This is a genomic window from Curtobacterium sp. Curtsp57 (genome assembly GCF_047324335.1).
GTDB lineage: Bacteria > Actinomycetota > Actinomycetes > Actinomycetales > Microbacteriaceae > Curtobacterium.
In genome coordinates this window covers 375248-396823 of sequence record NZ_CP168511.1, presented here as the reverse complement: position 1 = coordinate 396823, position 21576 = coordinate 375248, and the positions used below count along the sequence as shown (strand labels likewise).

Here is a 21576-nt window from a genome sequence, read left to right as displayed (position 1 = left end):
GCGGACGAACGTCGTCAGGACCGGGATCCGGGTCAGGACTTCATCGAGCCGAGCACGTCGATGACGTACGCGTAGGCCACACCCTGCTGGTGGACGATCGCGAGCACCTGGTCGCCGACCTTCCGGCCGACGAGCGCGCTGCGCACGCCTTCCTGGACCTGCCCCTTTGCGAGGGGCACGGTCTGGGCGCCGGTCCCGTCGGTCCAGCTCGACCCGGCGACCGTGGAGTCGTTGCCCCACGTGACGGCGGTGTACTTGATGACCGCGGTGTCCTTGTCGGTGAGCACCTCGCCGTGGCCTTTGCGGAGCAGGTGGGTCTCATCGGAGGACGGTGCCGCGGACGACGGCACCGTGATGCCGGGGGCACCGTCGGGCGCCAGGACGACGGCGGGCATGTGGTCACCCGCGAGCTGCGGGGTCCCGGTGGCGCGGGAGTCGAACGCCCGCTTGACGTCGATCACCGCGACGACGGCGTCCTCGGTCTTCTTGGTCGAGGTCGCGCCGCTCGACAGCGCACTCTGCGGCAGCGCCACGGCGAGCCGGTCGCCGACCTTCGCGCACTCGAGCGCCTTGCCGAGGGCACCGGCGTTCGAGGAACCCGCGGTGATCGGCGCGGTCGTGCCGGAGTACCCGCTGGTCTGCGCGACCTTCCCGGTGGCGCCGTCGACGAGCGTGTACTCGATGAGGACCGGCGTGCCGTTCCCCACCGTGCGGCCGTCGCCCTGCTTCAGGACCGAGACCTGGGTGCCCTTCGTGGTGAGCCCCGCGGGGATCGAGACCTTCGGCTCCTTGCCGAACGCGCCCGACGCGGTGACGGACTCGGACGCGGCACCGGGAGCGTTGCAGCTCGACGGCGTCGTGCCGGCTCCGCTCGACGCGCATGCCGTGAGCGACGCGGCCAGTCCGATGGTGACCAGGAGTGCGGGGATGGTGCGCACGGACCCTCTTTCCGTTCGATGCGGGGCGGGCAACGGTCGGTAGCCTACCGGTCGTCTCCATCAGGATCGGACGCGTCCATCGCGCCGGCTCCTGCCGCGTCCGCGGCTTCGGCGGCCGCGACCTTCCGGGCCTGTGCCGCCGCCTGGCGCGCCACCTTGCGGAGCTTCTTGTCGCTGGCGGACCGTTCGCCGACGGCGCCCGGCGTCCAGGCCTCGACGTCCTCGTCGGAGAACTCCGCCTTGCCTGCGCGTCGCTTCAGGTTCGGGAGGACCACACCGTCGGCCAGACGGCGTGCCGTCACGAGGAACCCGGTGTGTCCGACCATGCGGTGGTCCGGTCGGACGGCGAGCCCCTCGACGTGCCAGGTGCGCACGAGCGTCTCGCTCGACTGGGGGTCGGTGAACCGGCCGGTGTCGCGGAGCGCCTCCGCCGTGCGGCTCAGCTGCGTGACGGTCGCGACGTAGCAGACGATCAGCCCGCCGGGCACGAGCGCGTCGGCGGCCGCGTCGACGCACTCCCACGGCGCGAGCATGTCGAGCACGACGCGGTCGACGCTCTGGGGTTCGGTGGCACCGGGGAGCTCCTCGACGAGGTCGCCGACGGTCACGCTCCAGTTGTCCGGCACGGCGCCGAGGAAGGTGCCGACGTTCCCACGGGCGATCTCGGCGAACTCGTCGCGGCGCTCGAACGACTGCAGGCGGCCGGTCGGACCGATCGCGCGGAGCAGCCAGAGCGAGAGCGCGCCGGAGCCGACACCGGCCTCGACCACGCGGGCCCCGGGGAAGACGTCGGCGAACGCCACGATCTGCGCGGCGTCCTTCGGGTAGACGATCGCCGCACCGCGCGGCATCGACATGACGTAGTCGTTCAGCAGCGGCCGGAGCGCGAGGTACTCGTCGCCCGAGCTCGCGGTGATGACGGATCCGTCCGGCTGCCCGATCACGTCGTCGTGCGCGAGCATGCCGCGGTGCGTGTGGTAGATCACGCCGGGCTCGAGCGAGAGCGTCGTGAGCTTGCCCTTGGGGCCGGTGAGCTGCACGCGGTCGCCCGCGCGGAACGGCCCGCGCGGCGGGGTGTGCGGGGTGCCGCCGGTCGTGTGCGGCAGTCCGGTGGTGTCGGGGAGCTCGGCGTTCACCGTGCGACCTCCTCGGCGTCGGTGGCGGACCCACCGGCTCGTGCGGCCAGCGCCGGCGAGGTGAGTGCCACCAGCCGGTCCACGTCGACACCGGCGAGCGACGTCAGGTAGACGTCGCCGGCCGTCTCCGGCAGCGGCACGATGTGTTCGACGGCGATCGTGACGGCGCCGGACGCGACGGCCGCGGCGACACCGGTGGCGGAGTCCTCGATCGCGACGCATGCGGTGGCGTCGACGCCCAGCTGGGCGGCTGCGGTCAGGTACGCCTCGGGGTGGGGCTTCGGGTGCTCGACGTCGTCGCCGGCGACGACGACCCGGAACGGGTGGTCCGCCAGGGCGTCAGCGGCGACGAGCGCCATGGTGCGGCGGGACATCGTCACGAGTGCCGTGGGGATGCCACGGGCGTGCAGTTCCTCGATGAGCTCACGCGCACCGGGTCGCCACGGCAGGTCGTCGTGCGCCAGCCGCTCCATGACGTACGAGGTCATCCACTGGACGATCTCCTCGACCTCCATGTCGACGCCCTTGTCCCGCAGGATCTCCCCCGAGCGCTCGAGGCCGCTCCCCACCAGGGAGAGCCCGTCCTCGTGGGTCCACTCGGCGCCGTAGCGGCCGGTCAGCTCCACTTGGGACTGCTGCCAGATCGGCTCGGTGTCGATGATCGTGCCGTCCATGTCCCACAGCACGGCTGCGGGCTGGACGAGGGCGAGGGGATGCGCGGTCACGGGCGACGAGTCTACCGGCGCACGCGGTCGCCGAAGGCCCTGGGGCCTATTGTGGATGCCTGATCGTGTCCGGTCGGCTGTGGACGGTTCGCCTCCCGCGCCGACCCGCTCCACTCCACCTCCAGGAGGTCCGCTCCGTGCCACAGCACTCCCCCTTCAACGACGGCCGCCTGCTGGTCGTCGCGTTCGAGGGCTGGAACGACGCCGGGGAAGCCGCCAGTGGCCTCGCCCGGCGGATCGTCGACGCACTCGGGCTCGACGAACTGCGGGAGATCGACGGGGAGCAGTACGTCGACTACCAGTTCAACCGCCCGAACGTCGGCAGCGACGACAACGGCGTCCGCGGGATCCAGTGGCCGCGGATCGTGCTGCACGGCCCCGGCGACGTCGGACGCCCGGTCATCGGCGCGGCGGGTTCCCCGGCGGAGCGCGACGTCTTCGTGCTCGTCGGACCGGAGCCGTCCCGCACGTGGCGGGCGTTCTGCGCCGAGATCATCGACCTCGCCGACGTGTACTCCATCGACGCGGTGGTGTTCGTCGGCGCCATGCTCGCGGACGTCCCGCACACCCGTCCGATCTCGGTGTTCGTGTCGAGCGAGAACGCCGGCGTCCGTGCCGCGTTCGACGTCGACAAGTCGTCCTACGAGGGCCCCACTGGCATCCTCGGTGTGCTCTCCGACACGATGGACAAGGCCGGGCTCACGACGCTGTCCCTCTGGGCCTCGGTCCCGCACTACGTGCACAACGCGCCGTCGCCCAAGGCCACGCTGTCGCTCCTGGACAAGATGGAGGAGCTCACCGACGTCACGGTCCCCCGCGGCACACTCCTCGACGACGCGACGCAGTGGGAAGAGGGCATCGACGCCCTGGCCTCCGACGACGAGGACATGGCGTCGTACATCGAGCAGCTCGAGCAGGCACGCGACACCGTCGACTCCCCCGAGGCGTCGGGTGACGCCATCGCGCAGGAGTTCGAGCAGTACCTGCGGCGTCGGGAGCGCAAGGACGGCAAGGACGGTCCCGGCCAGGCGGGCGAGGGCCCGTGGCGGCCCCCGCAGCCACCGCAGTAGGAGCGCGCGACGACGGACGGGAGGTGGGCCCCACCAGCCGGTACCGGCGCACCGCGCCAGCGGGGTGACGGCCGAGCCTGGAGGGACGGTGCCAGCTGGCACCGAGCCTCCCGTCCGATTCGGCGCCCGTCCGGATCCCGCGCCCCGCCCGCCGCCTGCCGCCCGCCGCCCGCCGACTGGTCACGACACCCCGTCCGCCTCCGCCGACCGGCCACGAACTGTCGCTCGCGGGCAGCCGGAACGACGGATCGTGGCCGCTCGGCAGACGTGAGCGGGGTGTTGTGACCGGTCGGCAGGTGCCGCGGCAGACGTGAACGGGGTGTTGTGACCGGTCGGCAGGTGCCGCGGCAGACGTGAACGGGGTGTTGTGACCGGTCGGCAGATGCCTGGCGGCAGGTACCGGTAGTGGGCGCGCGTCAGGCGATACGGATGCCGAGCAGGGCGTCGACCAGGTCGACGAGCTCGGGCGTGCACCGGGTCCCGCCGGCGACCGCGGTGTCGACGGCCGCGACCGCACCCGGCGTGTCGAGGTCGTCGGCGACGCGCGCTCGGATGCGCGCGATGACGTCGTCGGCGTCATCGGCGTGTCCCGCGCCCGCCGTCGCCCACGAGTCCCAGGCTGCGAGCCGCCGGATGGCGCTCGACAGTTCGGCGTCGAACCACTCCCAGTCGTCCGAGTACCGGTGCGACAGGAGCGCGAGCCGGATCGCACGGGGATCGGCCCCGTCGTCGAGCAGGCCGCGGACGGTGACCAGGTTGCCGAGCGACTTCGAGATCTTTTCGCCCTGGTACGCGATCATGCCGGTGTGCACGTACGCGTGCGCCAACGGCTGGTGCGCCAGCGCCGCAGCGTGCCCAGCACTCATCTCGTGGTGCGGGAAGACCAGGTCGCTGCCACCGCCCTGCACGCTGATCGGCAGGCCCAACCGGTCGCCGGCGATGACGCTGCACTCGATGTGCCAGCCGGGGCGCCCCTCGCCGAGCACGGTCTCCCAGCGCGGCTCCCCCGCACGGGCGGCCCGCCAGAGCAGCGGGTCGAGCGGGTCGCGCTTGCCTGCTCGGTCCGGATCGCCGCCGCGGTCTGCGGACAGGGCCAGCATCGTCTCGCGGTCCATGCGGCTCTCGTCGCCGAGCGCCCAGGACTCGGTCGGACGGTTGACGTCGAAGTAGAGGTCGTCGCCGGCAGAGTCGGGCGTCGGCACGCTGTAGGCGTAGCCGGTCTCCTGCAGGAACGCGACGGCCTCGGCGATGCGCTCGACCTCGTCGGTGACGGCCACGTAGTCGTCGGGCGGCAGGATGCGCAGGGCTTCCATGTCCCGTCGGAACAGGTCGATCTGCGACGCCGCGAGCTCCTGCCAGTCGATGCCGTCACGGGTCGCCCGCTCGAGCAGCGGGTCGTCCACGTCGGTGGTGTTCTGCGCGTACTCGACGTCGAGCCCGGCGTCGCGCCAGGCCCGGCCCAGCGTGTCGAACGCCAGGTACGTCGCGGCGTGTCCCAGGTGCGTGGCGTCGTACGGGGTGATCCCGCAGACGTACAACGCCGCACGGTCGTCACCGTGGGTCGGGTCGACGGGCTTCCCGGTCGCCGTGTCGTGCACGACCGGACGGGGCCCGGTCCCGCCGACGTCGGGGACGGACGGGGCCTCCCAGGCCCTCACGGCTGGATCACTCCGAGCGACAGCAACACGATGAGAACAATACCGAGTGCGATGCGGTAGTAGACGAACGGCATGAAGCTGCGCTTGCTGATGTAGTTCATGAACGCCGCGATCACGACGAACCCGACGACGAACGCCACCACGGTCGCGATGACGGTGTCGGCCACCCCGAAGGGCGCGCCGGTGTCGCTGAGGCTGGTCGCGGCCTCGTACAGGCCGGACAGGAACACCGCCGGGATCGCGAGCAGGAACGCGAAACGCGCGGCTGCGGCACGGGTGTACCCGAGGGCGAGCCCCATCGAGACGGTGGCCCCGGAGCGCGAGACACCGGGGACCAGAGCGAGCACCTGCGCGATGCCGATCAGGATCCCGCCGCCGAAGGTCATGTGCTCGATCCGTCGTTCCTTGCGGCCGATGCGGTCGAGCACACCGAGGACGATGCCGAACACGATGAGGACGATCGCGACGATCCAGAGCGAGCGGAAGGTGGTCTCGATGGAGTGCTGCAGCAGGAGTCCGACGACGCCGATCGGGATCGTGCCGATGATCACGAGCCAGCCGAGTCGCACGTCGGGGTCGTTGCGCGGGACCCTGCCACCGAGCGCCCCGAACCAGCGTTTGACGATGCGCGTGATGTCCCGCCAGAAGTAGATGAGCACCGCGGTCTCGGTCCCGAGCTGCGTCACGGCGGTGAACGCGGCACCCGGGTCCTGCGCGTCCGGCAGGAAGAGTCCGACGATGCGCAGGTGTGCGCTGGAGGAGACGGGCAGGAACTCGGTCAGTCCCTGCACGAAGCCGAGGAAGATCGCCTCGAGGATGTGCACTGGCGCGGCCTTTCGGGTCGTGGTCGCCGGTGGCCACCCGACAGCATATCAATACGACGCGAGCAGGTCCCCGAGGACACGACGACCGAACGCGAGCGAGTCCAGCGGCACGCGCTCGTCGACACCGTGGAACATCGCCGGGAAGTCGACGCCGGCCGGCAGCTGGAGCGGCACGAAGCCGTAGCCCGCGATGCCGAGGGTCGACAGCGCCTTGTTGTCGGTCCCGCCGGACAGCAGGTACGGCAGCACGGGCGCACCCGGGTCGTGGCGGTCGAGGACGTCACGGACGGCGTCCACGAGCGGTCCGCCGAAGTCCTGCTCGAGACCGATGTCGCGGAAGGACATCACGACCTCGACGTCGTCGCCGGCGAGCTCCCGCACGCGATCGAGGACCGTCTCTTCGTCACCGGGGAGGCACCGGATGTCGATGAGCGCCTCGGCGGCGTCGGGGATGACGTTGTGCTTGTACCCGGCCTGCAGCACCGTCGGGTTCGAGGTCGTGTGGAGCGCCGCGTGGATGAACCGGGACGCCGATCCCGTCGCGAGGGCCACTTCGTCCGGGCCGGTCACCGCGGGGTCGACGCCGAGGAACCGTGCGACCTCGGCGACCATCGCCTCGGTCGTGGCGGACAGCCGGACGGGCCACTCCTCGCTGCCGATCCGGGCGACGGCCGCTGCGAGCTTGGTCACGGCGTTGTCGCGGATGACGTGCGAGCCGTGCGCCGCGGTGCCCTTCGCGACGAGCTTGATCCACATCAGGGCCTTCTCGCCGGTCTGCAGCAGGTAGGCGCGGCGATCACCGAGCGTGATGGAGTAGCCACCGACCTCGCTGATGGCGGCCGACGCTCCGGCGAACACCTCGGGGTGCTCGGACACGACGTGGTGAGAGCCGAGGACTCCCCCGGCTTCCTCGTCCGCGAAGTACGCGATCACGAGGTCGCGCTCTGGTGCCCCCTGCGCGGCGATCACGTCACCGAGGGCGGTGAGCATCATCGCGTCCATGTTCTTCATGTCCACCGCGCCGCGGCCCCACAGCATGCCGTCCTTGACCACGCCGCCGAACGGGTCGACGCTCCAGTTCGCGGGATCGGCCGGGACGACGTCGAGGTGGCCGTGCACGACGAGCGCCGGCTTGCTGCGATCACGCCCGGGGATGCGTGCGACGACGCTCACCCGGTCGGGCTCCGACTCGAACAGCTGCGGCGTCGCGCCGAGCTCCTGCAGCTTGGCTTCGACGTAGTGCGCCGCTTCCGTCTCGCCTCTCGAGCGGCCCTCGCCCCAGTTCGTGGTGTCGATCCGGATGAGGTCCCTGGCGATCGTCGCGGTGGCTTCGAGCTCGGTCGTGGTGGCCGCGGGATCCGTCGTCATGCTCCAACGCTATCGGGCACCGCTGACGCGCCGGAACTCGCCGTCGCCGGAGGACGCGCCCGGGATGCGCGCCCGTGTTCAACGTGCGTTCAGAGCCGTGCTAATGTCTTCTCCGGCAGCAACGCCGGGGAAATCCGCCGGAGCGGCCGACAACTGAAACGAACACCTGTCCGGGTGGCGGAATTGGTAGACGCGCTAGCTTGAGGTGCTAGTGCCCGTATTAGGGCGTGGGGGTTCAAGTCCCCCCTCGGACACGCAGTGTTGAGACACGCGGCGAACGGCTCACCTTCGGGTGGGCCGTTCGTTTTTGCGCGCCCGTTCGGCTCCTCCGTGACAGTCGTTGCGTCCGCAAGGAGCGACAGAGTCGCTGTCGTACGACAGCGGGTACGTCGCAACCGCGCGCGTGCAACTGTTGCGCCCGCAAGGAGCGACAGGGTCGCTGTCGTGCGACAGCGGCCTGGTCGTTCCGAGTCGGGAGGGTGCGCGGCCAACGGGACCAGCAGACGGACGGGAGGCCCGGTGCCAGCTGGCACCGGGCCTCCCGTCGGTCAGGCGGTCGCTACTTCGTCGCGTCCACGAAGGCGCGGCGCGGGTCGGTCTCCTTGATGAGCGAGGTCGCGTCGCGACCGGAGACCGCGCCGGTCACCCAGCCGATGACGATGCGCGCCTTGCGGTTCAGGGTCGGCATCGCGTAGACGTGGTACGCCCGGTGTGCGAGCCACGCGAAGAGGTTCGTCATCTTGATGCCCTTGATGTTCGCGGCACCCTTCCCGACGCCGTACGAGGCGACGGTCCCGATCGACGGGTGGCGGTACTCCTCGAGCGGCTTGCCCGTGATCGTCGCGACGACGTTGTCCGCCGCCACGACGGCCTGGCGCACGGCGTTCTGCGCGTTCGGCGGGTAGTACGCCGGCTGCTTGTCCGCGGTGAGGTCGGGGACCTGCGCGACGTCGCCGAGACCCCAGACGCCCGCGACGACCTCGTGCGTCTCCTCGTTCTCGACCTGGAGCTTCGCGTTGGCGGCGAGGTGCCCCTTCGGCCCGCGCGGCAGGTCGGAGGCGTCGAGGAGCGGGTTCGGCTTGACGCCGGCGGTCCAGACGAGCAGCCCGGTGGCGAACTCGTCGCCGTCGGAGAGCTTCACGACGCCGCCCTCGCAGCTCGGCATGGTGGTCTTCAGGCGGACGTCGATGCCGCGGGCGCGGAGGGACTCGAGGGTCCACTTCGACAGCTCGGGGCCGACCTCGGGTGCCACGCGGTCGAGCGCGTCGATGAGCACCCAGCGCGGCTGCTCCCCCGCGAGCGACGGGTAGGTCTTGATCGCGGCCTGCGAGACGTCGAACAGCTCACCGATCGCCTCGACGCCGGTGTAGCCGCCGCCGATGAAGATGCTGGTCAGGAGCCGGCGACGCTCGTCCTCGTCACGGGTCGCCGCAGCCTTCGCGATGTTGTCGAGCAGCTTCGCCCGGACGTACGCCGCCTCTTCCACGCTCTTGAAGCCGACACCGACCTCTTCGAGTCCGGGCGTCGGGAAGGTCCGCGTGACGGAGCCGAGCGCGACGACGAGCTGGTCGTAGCCGAGCGTGCGGTCGTCGCCGCCGGCCGTGGCGATCGAGACGGTCTTGTCGGCGGACGAGATCCCGGTGACCTTGCCCTGGATCACCCGGGTCTTGCGCAGCGCACGACGGAGCTCGACCGTGACGTCCTTCGGCGCGATGTGACCGCCGGCGACCTCTGGCAGGAACGGCAGGTACGTGTAGTACGTGTTCTGGTCGACGAGGGTGATGCGCATCGGGACGGTCGCGGCGTGCTTCTGGAGCTGCTTGACGGTTGTGTAGCCGGCCGAGCCGCCACCGAGGACGAGGACGTGAGGGATGGAGTCTGCCATTCCTCCGGTCTACTCGATCTGACCTTGCTGCGTCATGTACGCCGCGCAGAATGCCGAGATCCGGTCGAGATCAACGACGACCGTCGCGCAACCGCCACCACGCCGTCTCGGCGAGGTCGACCCCGAGGTACACCCCGTGCGCGGTCCGGCGCGACTCGGTGAGGCTGAAGCGGCGGAGACGGTACCCGCCACCGAACCGGTCGATGATCGCCTCGGGAGAGGACTCGGCCGTGCGCTTCACGAGCCAGGTCCGGTCGTCGACGGCGACGATCACGCGCGCACCCGGGTCACCGGCGGCCGCCGATGCGGGAGCGCAGCAGGTCGATGCGTTTCTGGATCTGCTCGATGCTCGCCTGTGCGACGGCCGGTCCCCCGCTGATCCGACGGAGTTCCGCGTGGATGGCGCCGTGCGGCTCGTTCGAGTGCCTGGACCAGATCGACACGAGCCGCTGGAGCTCCGACCGCTGTTCCTTGAGCGTCATGTACATGGGCCGGTTCTCGGGCGCTGCCGCCTTCGGTTGGCCGTCCTTCACGGCGCGACCCTTGGATCGCTTCGCCTGGGTGGCCTGACGCGCACGCAGCAGGTCGCGCACCTGGTCGGGTTCGAGGAGCCCGGGGATACCGATGAAGTCGAGTTCCTCCAGCGAGCCGATCTCGCCACCGGTGCCGAACTCACCCCCGTCGTAGAGGACACGGTCGAACGACGCCTGCGAGTCGAGGGCCTCGAACGGCTGCACGTCGAGGAGGCTCTCCGAGGCACGCTCTTCCTTGTTGGCCTCGGCGACCATCGCGTCTTCCGGGTTGTACATCCCGTCGTCGGCGTCCTTCGGGCGGTCGAGGGCGTGGTCGCGCTCGAGCTCGAGGGTCGCGGCGAGGGCCATCAGCCCCGGGACGCTCGGCAGGAACACCGACGCCGTCTCCCCACGGCGACGTGCACGCACGAAGCGGCCGATCACCTGCGCGAAGAACAGCGGCGTGCTCGCGCTGGTCGCGTACACCCCGACGCAGAGCCGGGGGACGTCGACGCCTTCCGACACCATCCGGACCGCGACCATCCACCGTGAGGTGTCCGCGGCGAACGCGCCGATCCGGCTCGACCCCGCCGCTTCGTCGGAGAGGACGACGGTCGGGCGCTCCCCCGTGATCTGCTGCAGGATCCTGGCGTACGCACGCGCGGTCGTGGTGTCGGTCGCGATGACCAGGCCGCCGGCGTCCGGCACACCGCGCCGGACCTCGGTCAGGCGCTTGTCGGCCGCCGAGAGCACCGCCGGCATCCACTCGCCTTCCGGCGACAGGGCCGTGCGCCACGCCTGCGCCGTGATGTCCTTGGTGACCTGCTCGCCGAGGGATGCCGACATCTCGTCGCCCATGCGCGTCTTCCAGCGCATCTGGCCGGCGTACGCCATGAACAGCACGGGACGGACCACGCCGTCCTGCAGGGCGCGTCCGTAGCCGTAGTTGTAGTCGGAGATCGACGTGCGGATGCCCTGCTCGTCGGGGGCGTACTGCACGAACGGGATCGGTGCGGTGTCCGAGCGGAACGGCGTCCCGGAGAGCGACAGGCGCCGGGTGGCCCCGCTGAACGCCTCCCTGATGCCGTCGCCCCACGTGAGTGCGTCCCCGCCGTGGTGGACCTCGTCGAGGATCACGAGCGTGCGCCCGCCCTCGGTGATCTTCCTGTGGACCTCGGGGTTCATGCCGACCTGGGCGTACGTGATCGCGACGCCCTGGTAGTGCCGGCCGAACATGCCGTCGCCGTTCTTGAACATCGGGTCGATGCGGATGCTCACGCGGTCGGCGGCGTCCGCCCACTGACGCTTCAGGTGTTCCGTCGGTGCGACCACCACGATGCGGTCGACGGTGCCCCGGGCGAGCAGTTCGGTCGCCAGCCGGAGCGCGAACGTCGTCTTGCCGGCACCGGGCGTCGCGGCCGCGAGGAAGTCGCGCGGTTCGGTCTCGAAGTACTTGGTGAGCGCTTCGACCTGCCAGGCGCGGAGCTTCGACGCGGTGCCCCATGCCGCGCGGTCCGGGAAGGCCGGCGAGAGGTGCTCCGCCGCGGCGTTGCCCGCGATCTCGGCCAGTTCGGCCGGCGCGAGTTCGGCCGATGCCGATCGGGCCTGCCCGAGTTCCTCCGACGGCGCCGTGGCCCGCTCGGTGTCGAGTCCGTCGGCCGCGGCGTGCTGCTGGTGTTCGTACTCCGCTGCGCTCACTGTCCCCGATTCTACCGTCACCCGATGTCCTGTCGGGCGTGCGGAGGTCGTTGCTCGGGCGTGCCGCGGACCAGCGACGCCGGTCGGAGCACGCCGGCGCCGAAGCGGGCCGTGACCGCGTCGACGGTGGTCTCGGTCTCACGCCACGGCGCGTCGTCGTCCCACAGCGCGTTGCTCGCCGCGGTCGGGACGAGGTTCTCGCCGCGGACCCCGATGAGCCGGATGCGGTTGCCCGGCTTGTGCAGCACGTCGTACAGCTCGACGGCTTCGCGGTGGATCCGGCGGGCCACGTCGGTCGGCTCGGCGAGGGTCCGCGAGCGGGTCACCGTCGTGAAGTCGGTGTAGCGGACCTTGAGGGCGATCGTGCGGGCCTGGACGTCGGCACGGCGCATGCGGACGGCGACCTTCTCCGCCAGGCGCAGGAGCTCCCGAGCGACGGCGTCGCGGTCGGTGAGGTCGGTGCCGAAGGTGACTTCGTGCCCGATCGACTTCTCGCCGACGGCCGTGTCGACCACGCGGGGGTCACGCCCCCACGACAGGTCGTGCAGACGCTGCCCACCGGCAGGGCCGAGCGCGGACACGAGTGAGCCGAGCGGCGTGGTCGCCAGGTCGCCGACGGTGCGGATGCCACGGCGCTCGAGGATCTCCTGCGTCTTGCCGCCCACACCCCACAGCGCGGACACCGGCTGCGGGTGGAGGAACGCCACGGTCTCGGCTTCGGGGACCACGAGGAGCCCCGCTGGCTTGGCGCGGCTGGAGGCGAGCTTGGCGACGAACTTCGTCGACGCGGCACCGACCGAGCAGTGCAGCCCGGTCGCCTCGAACACGGCGCGGCGGATCGCGGTGCCGATCTCCCACGGCGTGCCGTACATCCGGACGGCCCCGGCGACGTCGAGGAACGCCTCGTCGATGCCGAGCCGTTCGACCCTGGGGGTGAATCGATCGAAGACGTCCATCACCGCTTCGGAGTTCGCCCGGTACTTCTCGAAGTGCGGCTCGACGATGATCGCGTTCGGGCAGCGGCGCTTCGCGACGGCCATCGGCATCGCCGAGTTCACGCCGTACTTGCGGGCTTCGTAGGTGGCGGCCGTGACCACCGAGCGGTCGGAGTCGTGCCCGACGATCACCGGCAGCCCGCGGAGGTCCGGCCGGTCGAGCAGTTCCACCGAGGCGAAGAACGCGTCCATGTCGACGTGCAGCACCGTCGCCGTCAGGTCCGCGACCGGTTGGTCGGAGACGAGGCGGTTGCGTCCGTCCTGCTTGCTCACACCGAGATGGTGCCACCGACCGCCGACATCGGCGTCGAGGCGTCGCCGACGACCGTCATGCCGACCCGCTCGGCCAGCAGCGCGAGCGACTCGTCGATGCGACCGAGCGCGTGCACGCGGTCCCGCAGCGCGTCGCCGTCCGGACCGTCGGGGAGTGACTGCGCCACGTCCTCGAGCCGGTCGGTGATCCGGGTCCAGACCCCCTCGGCAGCGGCAGCGGGACCGGCCACGACCCGGTCCGACAGCGTGTCCACGGACGCGGCGAGGTGTTCGGCCGCACCGCGCAGGGTTGCGGGGACGACCGCCGGGGCCGCACCGGGCCTCCCGGCCAGCTCCCGCGCGAACGCCGCAGCCGCCTGCAGCGACGCCCGCATCCGCGCGTCGGCGCGCGCCGGCCCGCCCGTCGGGAACCGCACCATCGGCTTCAGGACGCTCTCGAGCTGGTACGTCGCGTTGTCGACGGCACGGGAGCGGGAGCGCAGGTCGAGCCGGTCCGACCGGGAGGCCGTGGTCCCGTCCGCCTCGTCGCCGTCGTCGGTCGCGTCTGCGTCCACCCCCACGGTCGCCAGCACGAAGGCCCGCACCGCCACGAGCTGCCGGCGGACGGCACGACGGACGACGCTGCGCGTCGCGAGCGGCAGCACCACCAGGCTGACCAGGATCGCGATGGTCGCGCCGAGCAGGTTCTCGGCGAGGCGCATCGGGATGAGCGCGTCCGTGAAGGTGCCCGAGTAGTCGTAGACCTGGCAGAGCACGACGACGAGGCACGCCGCCCAGACCGCGTACAGACCGCCGAACCCGTAGGTGCCGACGGCGAGCAGCACGCAGACCATGACCATCGTGACCCAGGGGTGGTCGGTGCCGAGGACGTGCACCAGTCCGATGCCGACCGCACCGCCGACGATCGTCCCGACGCCGCGGTGGATCCCCTTGCGGACACGCTCCGGGGTGGTGTTCGTGCCGGCGAGGACGATCATCACGCCGATGACGCCCCAGTAGAAGCGACTGCCGTCGAGGAGCAGGGCGAGTGGCTCCGTGATCGCGACGGCGATCGCCGCGTGCACCGCGGTCCGGAGCGACGCCGTCATGTGGAACCGGCGCCACGGTCCCTCGGCGATCTCGTCCGCGACGACCGGCACGGCGCCGACCGGGCGGCCACCCGCGAGGATCACCGGGGACGCGAACGGCACGCCGTCGCCCGCGCGGGGCAGCTCGTCGCGGAGTTCCCTCCAGCGCAGCCCGGCCGTCCGGAGGTCCGCGAACTCCCGGCCCATCCGCTGCACGAGCACCGCGGTCCGCGACCCCCGGTCGGCAGCGGTCGCCGTGATCGCGAACCGGGCTCCGAGCGTCCGCCCGGCGTCGTCCCCGGCGCTGCCGCCGTGCCGGAGCACCGTCGTGAACGCCCGGAGCGCTGCGTGCCGGACGTCCTCGGGCGCGCCCTGCTCGACGAGGGCCGCTGCGGCACGACCGAGCTCGTCGATCGCGAAGTGGGTGTCGAACACGAGTCGGTGCAGCTCGTCGGCCGTACCGTCGACGCCGCTCGCCGCGAGCATGCCGTCGACCGTCAGCGCGATCTCGTGGTACTGCGCACGCCGGTGCCGGAGCCGCCGGAGCGCGCGAGCACGACGGCGCGGTTCGTCGGCGGTCGCGAGGGCGGCGGTCGCCGCCTCGAGCACGTCCGACCCGCGCGCCACGAAGCCGCGCCGGGTGCGCATCAGGGAACGGTACGGGTTCGGACGGAGGAACACGGTCCGGATCACGATCGTCACGGCGAGGGAGCCGGCGACGACGATCGACAGCGGCAGCACCGCCGTCTCCGGGAGCGGCAGCAGCAGCCCGCACAGGTACCCGGAGAAGGCCACGATGGCGGTGTCGGACGCCCACTTCCCCCACTGGAACGCCAGGAACTGCACGAAGAGCAGCACGACGATGAGCACGAGTTCGACGATGCGGAACGGGTGCAGCGCGATGCTGCCGGCCAGGGCGATCACGAAGGGCACGACGACGGCACCGGTGCGCCCGGCGACGCGTCCTGCGCTCGGGTCGACGATGACCAGGCACGTGATGAACGCCGGCATCGCACCGATCATCAGCCCGAGGATCGCTGGCAGCCCGAACCCGAGGGCGATCGCGTACCCGACGGCCATGCCGGCCGGGACGCAGAGCAGGGTGCGGAGGGCGCCCTCGCTCTTCACGAAGCCCGGGTCGAGGACGAGCAGGCGATCCCACAGGCGCTGGCGGCGGGTCCGACGCCGTGGTGGCGTCCGGTGCGTGGGTGCGGAGCGGCCGCGGTCGGTCCGTTCGATCGTCGCGTCCGTCGTGCTCGTCACCTGGCGCATCGCCTCCTGCGGGGAAAACACCAATAGTACCGCATCTGAACTACTTTGCTGACGGGGGTCCGAGCACCTCGGTCGCGATCGTGCGCGCGGCCGAGTCCCGCGAGGACGGGTGGTACTGCCCGGCCCGCACGTCCCTGGCCAGCCGCGCGAGTTCGCTCGACGCCCGGTACGACCCGCCGCCGACGACCCGCATCGCCTCGTCCACGACGGACTGTGCGGCGTCCACCGTGCGGGCCTTGGTGCCGACGAGGAGCGGGAACCACCGGGGCCCGTGGTCCTCGAGCTCGTCCACGTCCCGAGCCAGCGCGTCCACCTGGAGCGCGACGGCGTCGACCGCCCCGCGCATGTCCGCGATCGCCCGGCGCACGTCCGGGTCGTCCGCACGCGACGTCCCGTCCATCCCCCGCCGGTCGCGGACCCGCTCCACCGCGAGGTCGAGCGCCCGCGTGGCGATCCCCACGTACACCGACGCGACGAGCAACTCGAACGCGGCGAACACCCCGAAGACGAGCGGGTCCGCGGTCGGCCCGACCGGCAGCGACCGCACGATCCGGTCCGCGGGCACGTGGACGCCCTCGAGCAGGGTCGTCCGGCTCTGCGTCGCCCGCATGCCGAGGGTGTCCCAGTCGTCGAGGTGCCGGATGCCCCCATCGGCACGGAGGGCGAACCCGTGCACCAGTCGCGGCTCGTCGCCCGTCGAGTCCTTCCCGAAGACGCTCAGCACGTCCCACGCTGGTGCCAGCGACGTGGAGACCTTCGTGCCCGTGAACCGGTAGCCGCCATGCCCGTCGGGCGCGGCCTCGGTCAACGAGTCGAAGAGCACACGGTCGTTGCCGGGTTCGCTGACCCCGAAGGCCAGCAGCCGGTCCGCCGCGGCGTGGTCCGTGACGGACTGGAGGAACGACTCACCACGAGCGGACACGCTGCGGGCCGCCTGCACCCAGACCTGGTGCATGCCGAGGGCCAGCGCCGTCGCCGGCGCGGCCCGGGCGATCTCCCGCTGGACCGCAGCAGTCGCGCGCAGACCGAGCCCGCTGCCGCCGTCCGCGATCGGCACCCCGATGCGCAGGTACCCGGCCGCACGGAGTTCGTCGAGGTCCTCGGTGCAGAACGCGTTCTCGGCGTCGTACCGTGGCGCGCGCTCCGCCAACCGGGCGAGCAGGTCGTCCGGAACGGTCCACGGCTTTGCCTTCGTCATGGCACGAGACTATGTTCCGAGGCGTGTCAGATCGTCATCCGTGGTCCAGGTACGTCGCGATCGGTGACTCGTTCACCGAAGGGCTCGGAGACCCGGACCCGACCGTGCCGGGTGGGTTCCGCGGCTGGGCAGACCGGGTCGCCGAGGTCCTCGCCCACCAGACCGACGACTTCGCGTACGCCAACCTCGCGATCCGCGGACGCCTGCTCCAGCAGATCATCGACGAGCAGGTGTCGGACGCGCTGGCGCTCGGGCCCGACCTGATCACGATCTCCGCCGGCGGCAACGACATCATCCGCCCGGGCTCGGACCCGGACGAGATCGCCTCGCGCTTCGACCAGACCGTCGCCGACCTGCGACGCGACGGCGCGACCGTCGTCATCTTCACCGGCCCGGACGTCGGCATGACCCCGGTGCTCGGGCTCGTCCGTGGCAAGGCGGCGATCTACAACGAGCACCTGCACGCCATCGCCCTCAAGCACGGTGCGCTCGTCGCCGACATGTGGGCGCTCCGGGTGCTCCGCGACTCACGCATGTGGGCGCCCGACCGGCTGCACCACTCCCCCATGGGCCACGCGACGATCGCCGCGGCCGTGCTCGACTCCCTCGGGGTGCAGCACGGACTCGAGCCATTCAACCCGGAGCCCCTCGCCGCGCGGCCCTGGCGCGAAGCCCGCGCCGAGGACCTCGGCTGGGCGAAGGAGTACCTCGTGCCGTGGGTCGTCCGCCGCATCCGGCACACCTCGTCCGGCGACGGCATCAGCCCGAAACGCCCGGAGCTGCAGACGATCGTCGAGCACCGGAGCGACACGCCCTAGCGCGTCAGCGACTCTGGACGAGCCCGAGCGCGTCAGGCACCCTGGAACGGGTTCGTCCAACGCCACCAGATGCCCGGATCCGGGATCGCCTGTTCCAGGACGAGCGGCACCGTCACCGGGTCGTGGTCCGTGATCGCGAACCGCACCCGTCCGATCCGCTCACCCTTGGTACCGAGCGTCACGGGGTCCAGCTTCGTCGTCGCCGTCACGGTGGTCTTGCCCCACACCAGGACCTCCGACGCGGACTCCGTCACGGCGTCGGTCTCGTCCTTCCACGGCGTCGAGTAGGTACCGAAGGTCTGCCCGGCATGGGTCAGCGTGACCACGTGGAAGTTGTCGGCAACCGAGTGCAGCAGTCGCTGGATGTCGGCGTCGAGCGCGTCGTGGTCCTTGCCGCCGAGCATCGCGCCGATCACCGTGACCGTCTTCCCGCCGCGCTGGTACGTCGCCGCGAAGAGCAGGCACGCACCGGCTTCGTCGAGGGTCCCGGTCTTGATGCCCTCGACCCCGTCGATCCCGAGCAGCTTGTTCGAGTTCTCGATGTCGCCGACGTCCGGGATCGTCGCCTGCTTCGTGCCGACGACCTCCTTCACCACCGGGTTCGCCAGCGCGAGCTTCCCGAGGTCCACCAGGTCCGTCGCCGTCGAGACGTTCTTCGCGTCGAGGCCCGTGGGCTCCTGGATGGACGTCTCGTCGAGGCCGTGCTCATCGAGCCACGACGCTGCGGCCTTCTTGTACGCGTCCATCGACCCGAACGCCCAGAGCGCCAGCGAGCCCGCGTAGTTGTTCGCCGACTTCATGAGCATGACCTGCAGCGTCTGGTACTCCGACAACCGGAGCCCTGACGGCATCGGGGCGACCTCGCCGTTCTGCGCGAGGTACTGCGCGTAGAGGCCCTCCATCTCCGGCGTGAACGCGATCGTCGGACCCGCCTGCCCCTGCGACAGGGGCTTGGCGTCCAGCACGACCAACGCGGTCACGACCTTCGAGATGCTCGCGATCGACCGCTGCTTCGTGTCACCGCTCGTGCGGAGGCTCTCCGGGAAGCCGGGCGCCTCGACCGCGGTCGCGCCGTACGACGGGAACGTCAACGCGGGCAACGAGGACGTCGGGGCCGCGTACGAGGTGGTCGTGGCGCTCGCCGGGGAGAACGGTACGACCGCTGCGGCGACGAGGTACCCCACCGCCAGGACGAGCACCGCGACGACCGAGATCGTCACCGGCCTCCTGACGGCGGAACGGGGGCGGCGGACGACACGTGACACGACAAGAGAGGGTACCGGGGCCGGGTACCGGCCACCTGCGGAACCGCCGCGATGTGGAGAAGGTTGGTCGAGCCTCCCGGCCCTATCCCCGCGCTCGCTGCGCCGACCGCACCGCCCACAGGCCGACGGCGCTCGCCGCCGCCACGTTGAGGGAGTCGACGCCGTGGTGCATCGGGATGCGCACCGTCGTGTCCGCGGCGGCGATCGCGGCGGACGTGAGCCCCTGCCCCTCGGTGCCCATCACCAGCGCGACGCGATCGGGCACGTCCGCCGCGAAGGCGTCGAGGTCGACCGAGCGGTCCGTCAACGCCATCGCGGCGAGGTGGAAGCCCTGCGCGCGGAGCGACTCCCCCGCCTCCGGCCAGTCGCCGATCCGTGTCCACGGGACCTGGAGCACCGTGCCCATGCTGACCCGGACGCTGCGACGGTAGAGCGGGTCGGCGCACCGCGGACTCACCAGCACCGCGTCCGCGCCGAGCCCCGCGACGCTCCGGAAGACGGCGCCGACGTTGGTGTGGTCGACGATGTCCTCGAGGACGACGACGAGCTTCGCGTCCCGGACGACGTCCTCGACGCTCGGCAGCTCGGGGCGCTGCATCGCCGCGATCGCGCCGCGGTGCATCCGGAAGCCGGTGAGGTCCTCGAGCAGGTCGTCCGGGCCGACGAACACCGGACCGTCGTGGTCGGCGACGAGCGGCAGCACGCTGTCCAGCCACTTCTCCTGCACCAGGATGCTCCGCGGGACGTGGCCGGCGCGGACGGCGCGTTCGATGACGGTGTTCGACTCGGCGATGTACAGGCCGCCCTCCGGTTCGGACACCCGTCGCAGCGCGACGTCGGTCAGTCGGGCGAAGTCGTCGAGGCGGGGGTCGTCGATGGTGTCGATGCGGACGGGGTGCACTGGTCTCGTTCCGGGGTCGTGGCGGCGCGTGGCGGCTGCTCGCGTCGCTGCTCACGTCGACGCGTGGCGGTATGGGAAGTGTCGGGGTCGGTCGGCTGTTGAGGGTACCGTGAACGTGATGGCGACGAGCGACGCGACCGACACGGCCCAGTTCGACCGGGTCGTGGACCTGCTCGCGGGCAAGCGCATCGCCGTGCTCTCGGGCGCCGGCCTCAGCACCGACTCCGGGATCCCCGACTACCGGGGCGGCGGCCGCGTCGTCCGGAAGCCGATGACCTTCCAGGAGTTCCGCGCCGACGCCGCGAAGCGCCAGCGGTACTGGGCCGGGTCGCACCTCGGCTGGCGGACCTTCGCCGCCGCACGGCCGAACGCCGGGCACGACGCCCTGGCCTCGCTCGAACGGGCCGGCGTCGTCACCGGGGTCATCACCCAGAACGTGGACGGACTCCACCTCCGCGCAGGGTCACGGCGGGTCGTCGAGATCCACGGCTCCATGGACCGCGCCGTCTGCCTGACGTGCGGGCAGGTGTTCGCCCGGGCAGACCTCGCCGGTGTCCTCGACGCGCTCAACCCCTGGATCGACGACCCCGACTCGGTGCGCCTCCAGCCCGACGGCGACGTCGAGATCACCGACGTCGAGCGCTTCGTGGTGCCCGACTGCACCGTGTGCGGCGGGATGCTCAAGCCCGACGTCGTCTTCTTCGGCGAGTTCGTCCCGACCGAGAAGTTCGCCGAGTCGGTGTCGATCGTCGCGGACGCCGACGCACTGCTCGTCGTCGGGTCGTCGCTCACCGTCAACTCCGGCGTCCGGCTCGTCGACCACGCGGCGCGGCGGAAGCACCCCGTCGTGATCGTCAACCGCGGTGCCACGCGGAGCGATCGGCGGGCGGCGGCGAAGATCGACGCCGGCACCACGGAGACCCTGGTCGCCCTGGCGTCCCGGCTGGCTCTGTCATGATCGAGTCGTGACCACCCTCCTGTACCTCGTGCGCCACGGCGAGACCGACTGGAACAAGCAGCGCCGCATCCAGGGCTCGACCGACATCCCGCTGAACGACACCGGACGGGCGCAGGCAGCAGCTTCGGCATCGCTGCTCGCGCACAGGTCGTTCGACGCCGTCGTCGCCTCGCCGTTGTCGCGCGCGTCGGAGACCGGGTCGATCATCGCGTCGAGACTCGCGCTCCCCGCGCCCACGACGTACCCGGGGCTCGCCGAGCGTTCCTACGGCGAGGCCGAGGGGCTGACCGACGACGAGGTCCTGGCGCACTACCCCGACGACGTCATCCCCGGGCGGGAGTCGCGGGCTGCGCTGCTCGCCCGCGCGACCGAGACCCTCGCCGAGATCGCGGTCCGGTACGACGGCGGCGTCATCGTGGTGGCCACGCACGGTGCCGTGATCCGGAGCGTGGTGAACGCCGCGGCTCCCGGGACCGCCGATCGACACCACACGCCGATCCGGAACGGGTCGATCCACTCCTTCCGGTGGGACCCGGAGCGCTTCCACGCGGAACTCGTCCGCTTCGACGACCCCATCGACGACGCGTCGGACGCGCCGGGCAAGTACTCCTTCGAGTACCAGAACCCGCTCGAACAGCGCAGCTGAGGCGGGCGGGGCGACCGGGCGCGCGGCGGTGCGCTGAGCTCGGCCGGCGCTGTGCTCGTCGCGGCGCAGCAGGGCGCGACACGGCGTGGCGACACGATCGAGTGCGCAACAATGCCGGCGGACAGCCCAAATCCGTCACCACGACCGCGCACTCGATCGCTCCCGAAACGCACCAGCCCTTCGAGTGCGCAGACCTGCAGCCCACGGACGGCTTCCGATCGGCACGATTGCGCACTCGACGCGCAGCGCACGTCGCGCCGCCGTCACTTCATCCCGGCACAAGCGCGAGGATGCCCCCGGTCCGACAACCCAGAAGTGACGACCTCAGCCGGCCCCTCGTCGCCATTTCCGCGCACTCGATCACTCACG

General features: G+C 71.4%; 18 protein-coding genes and 1 tRNA gene. 5 read left to right on the top strand and 14 right to left on the bottom strand.

Annotation, left to right across the window (positions count from 1 at the left end):
- Positions 1-32: 32 nt before the first annotated feature.
- The 3 genes from ACEN9V_RS01765 to ACEN9V_RS01755 are packed head-to-tail and all read right to left on the bottom strand — an operon-like array spanning position 33 to position 2799.
- Positions 33-938 (bottom strand): FKBP-type peptidyl-prolyl cis-trans isomerase, encoded by a 906-nt coding sequence (locus tag ACEN9V_RS01765; RefSeq protein WP_413601881.1) that lies wholly within the window; start codon positions 936-938, stop codon positions 33-35.
- Positions 939-982: 44 nt separating this feature from the next.
- Positions 983-2044: a tRNA (adenine-N1)-methyltransferase gene (locus ACEN9V_RS01760; protein WP_413603027.1), complete on the bottom strand. Its 1062-nt coding sequence runs from the start codon at positions 2042-2044 to the stop codon at positions 983-985.
- Between the two features lie 26 nt (positions 2045-2070).
- Positions 2071-2799 carry an HAD family hydrolase gene (locus tag ACEN9V_RS01755; protein ID WP_281264607.1) on the bottom strand — a complete coding sequence of 243 codons (729 nt, stop codon included), beginning with the start codon at positions 2797-2799 and terminating at the stop codon, positions 2071-2073.
- Between the two features lie 137 nt (positions 2800-2936).
- On the opposite strand from ACEN9V_RS01755, the gene ACEN9V_RS01750 reads away from it, so the two are divergent.
- Positions 2937-3869 (top strand): PAC2 family protein, encoded by a 933-nt coding sequence (locus ACEN9V_RS01750; RefSeq protein ID WP_413601880.1) that lies wholly within the window; start codon positions 2937-2939, stop codon positions 3867-3869.
- 416 nt (positions 3870-4285) lie between these two features.
- Here ACEN9V_RS01750 and mshC read toward each other — a convergent pair whose 3' ends face one another.
- From mshC to ACEN9V_RS01735, 3 genes are read right to left on the bottom strand one after another with little or no spacing between them, the layout of a single operon-like run.
- The gene (gene mshC / locus ACEN9V_RS01745) at positions 4286-5527 is read right to left on the bottom strand and encodes a cysteine--1-D-myo-inosityl 2-amino-2-deoxy-alpha-D-glucopyranoside ligase (RefSeq protein WP_413601879.1); all 1242 of its coding nucleotides are present in this window, start codon (positions 5525-5527) and stop codon (positions 4286-4288) included.
- Positions 5524-6351 carry an undecaprenyl-diphosphate phosphatase gene (locus ACEN9V_RS01740; protein ID WP_413601878.1) on the bottom strand — a complete coding sequence of 276 codons (828 nt, stop codon included), beginning with the start codon at positions 6349-6351 and terminating at the stop codon, positions 5524-5526. The genes mshC and ACEN9V_RS01740 overlap by 4 nt, the downstream gene beginning before the upstream one ends.
- 48 nt (positions 6352-6399) lie before the next feature.
- Complete coding sequence (locus ACEN9V_RS01735; protein ID WP_413601877.1) at positions 6400-7719, bottom strand: M20/M25/M40 family metallo-hydrolase; 1320 nt, start codon at positions 7717-7719, stop codon at positions 6400-6402.
- Between the two features lie 168 nt (positions 7720-7887).
- On the opposite strand from ACEN9V_RS01735, the gene ACEN9V_RS01730 reads away from it, so the two are divergent.
- Positions 7888-7973: transfer RNA gene (locus tag ACEN9V_RS01730), tRNA-Leu, on the top strand.
- A 305-nt stretch (positions 7974-8278) separates the two neighbouring features.
- On the opposite strand, the gene ACEN9V_RS01725 is transcribed toward ACEN9V_RS01730, so the two are convergent.
- From ACEN9V_RS01725 to ACEN9V_RS01700, 6 genes are all read right to left on the bottom strand, one after another.
- Complete coding sequence (locus ACEN9V_RS01725; protein ID WP_413601876.1) at positions 8279-9604, bottom strand: NAD(P)/FAD-dependent oxidoreductase; 1326 nt, start codon at positions 9602-9604, stop codon at positions 8279-8281.
- A 70-nt stretch (positions 9605-9674) separates the two neighbouring features.
- Entirely contained in the window at positions 9675-9878 is a 204-nt protein-coding gene (locus tag ACEN9V_RS01720) for a hypothetical protein (RefSeq protein WP_281264613.1), read from the bottom strand.
- Positions 9879-9891: 13 nt separating this feature from the next.
- Complete coding sequence (locus tag ACEN9V_RS01715; protein ID WP_413603026.1) at positions 9892-11685, bottom strand: DEAD/DEAH box helicase; 1794 nt, start codon at positions 11683-11685, stop codon at positions 9892-9894.
- Between the two features lie 146 nt (positions 11686-11831).
- A complete protein-coding gene (dinB, locus tag ACEN9V_RS01710; protein WP_281264614.1) occupies positions 11832-13082 on the bottom strand; it encodes a DNA polymerase IV in 1251 nt (416 codons plus the stop codon).
- Positions 13079-15442 (bottom strand): FUSC family protein, encoded by a 2364-nt coding sequence (locus tag ACEN9V_RS01705; RefSeq protein ID WP_413601875.1) that lies wholly within the window; start codon positions 15440-15442, stop codon positions 13079-13081. Before ACEN9V_RS01705 ends, dinB begins: the two co-directional genes overlap by 4 nt.
- Before the next feature lie 19 nt (positions 15443-15461).
- Positions 15462-16619: an acyl-CoA dehydrogenase family protein gene (locus tag ACEN9V_RS01700; protein WP_413601874.1), complete on the bottom strand. Its 1158-nt coding sequence runs from the start codon at positions 16617-16619 to the stop codon at positions 15462-15464.
- A gap of 23 nt (positions 16620-16642) precedes the next feature.
- Between ACEN9V_RS01700 and ACEN9V_RS01695 the strand changes: the two genes are divergently transcribed.
- A complete protein-coding gene (locus tag ACEN9V_RS01695; protein WP_413601873.1) occupies positions 16643-17437 on the top strand; it encodes an SGNH/GDSL hydrolase family protein in 795 nt (264 codons plus the stop codon).
- Positions 17438-17469: 32 nt separating this feature from the next.
- Here ACEN9V_RS01695 and ACEN9V_RS01690 read toward each other — a convergent pair whose 3' ends face one another.
- Both ACEN9V_RS01690 and ACEN9V_RS01685 read right to left on the bottom strand, forming a co-directional pair.
- The gene (locus ACEN9V_RS01690) at positions 17470-18657 is read right to left on the bottom strand and encodes a D-alanyl-D-alanine carboxypeptidase family protein (RefSeq protein ID WP_413601872.1); all 1188 of its coding nucleotides are present in this window, start codon (positions 18655-18657) and stop codon (positions 17470-17472) included.
- Positions 18658-18784: 127 nt separating this feature from the next.
- Positions 18785-19603 (bottom strand): TrmH family RNA methyltransferase, encoded by an 819-nt coding sequence (locus tag ACEN9V_RS01685; protein WP_413601871.1) that lies wholly within the window; start codon positions 19601-19603, stop codon positions 18785-18787.
- Positions 19604-19721: 118 nt separating this feature from the next.
- On the opposite strand from ACEN9V_RS01685, the gene ACEN9V_RS01680 reads away from it, so the two are divergent.
- Complete coding sequence (locus ACEN9V_RS01680; protein ID WP_413601870.1) at positions 19722-20561, top strand: Sir2 family NAD-dependent protein deacetylase; 840 nt, start codon at positions 19722-19724, stop codon at positions 20559-20561.
- A 7-nt stretch (positions 20562-20568) separates the two neighbouring features.
- Positions 20569-21207, top strand: a complete 639-nt coding sequence (locus ACEN9V_RS01675) for a histidine phosphatase family protein (RefSeq protein WP_413601869.1) — start codon at positions 20569-20571, stop codon at positions 21205-21207.
- The last annotated feature ends 369 nt before the right edge of the window (positions 21208-21576 follow it).

What these genes read in the sequence shown, in the direction of transcription:
- ACEN9V_RS01735 (WP_413601877.1), bottom strand. Translation starts at nt 7,719, where the DNA reads ATGACGACGGATCCCGCGGCCACCACGACCGAGCTCGAAGCCACCGCG.
- ACEN9V_RS01725 (WP_413601876.1), bottom strand. Translation starts at nt 9,604, where the DNA reads ATGGCAGACTCCATCCCTCACGTCCTCGTCCTCGGTGGCGGCTCGGCC.
- ACEN9V_RS01700 (WP_413601874.1), bottom strand. Translation starts at nt 16,619, where the DNA reads ATGACGAAGGCAAAGCCGTGGACCGTTCCGGACGACCTGCTCGCCCGG.
- ACEN9V_RS01680 (WP_413601870.1), top strand. Translation starts at nt 19,722, where the DNA reads ATGGCGACGAGCGACGCGACCGACACGGCCCAGTTCGACCGGGTCGTG.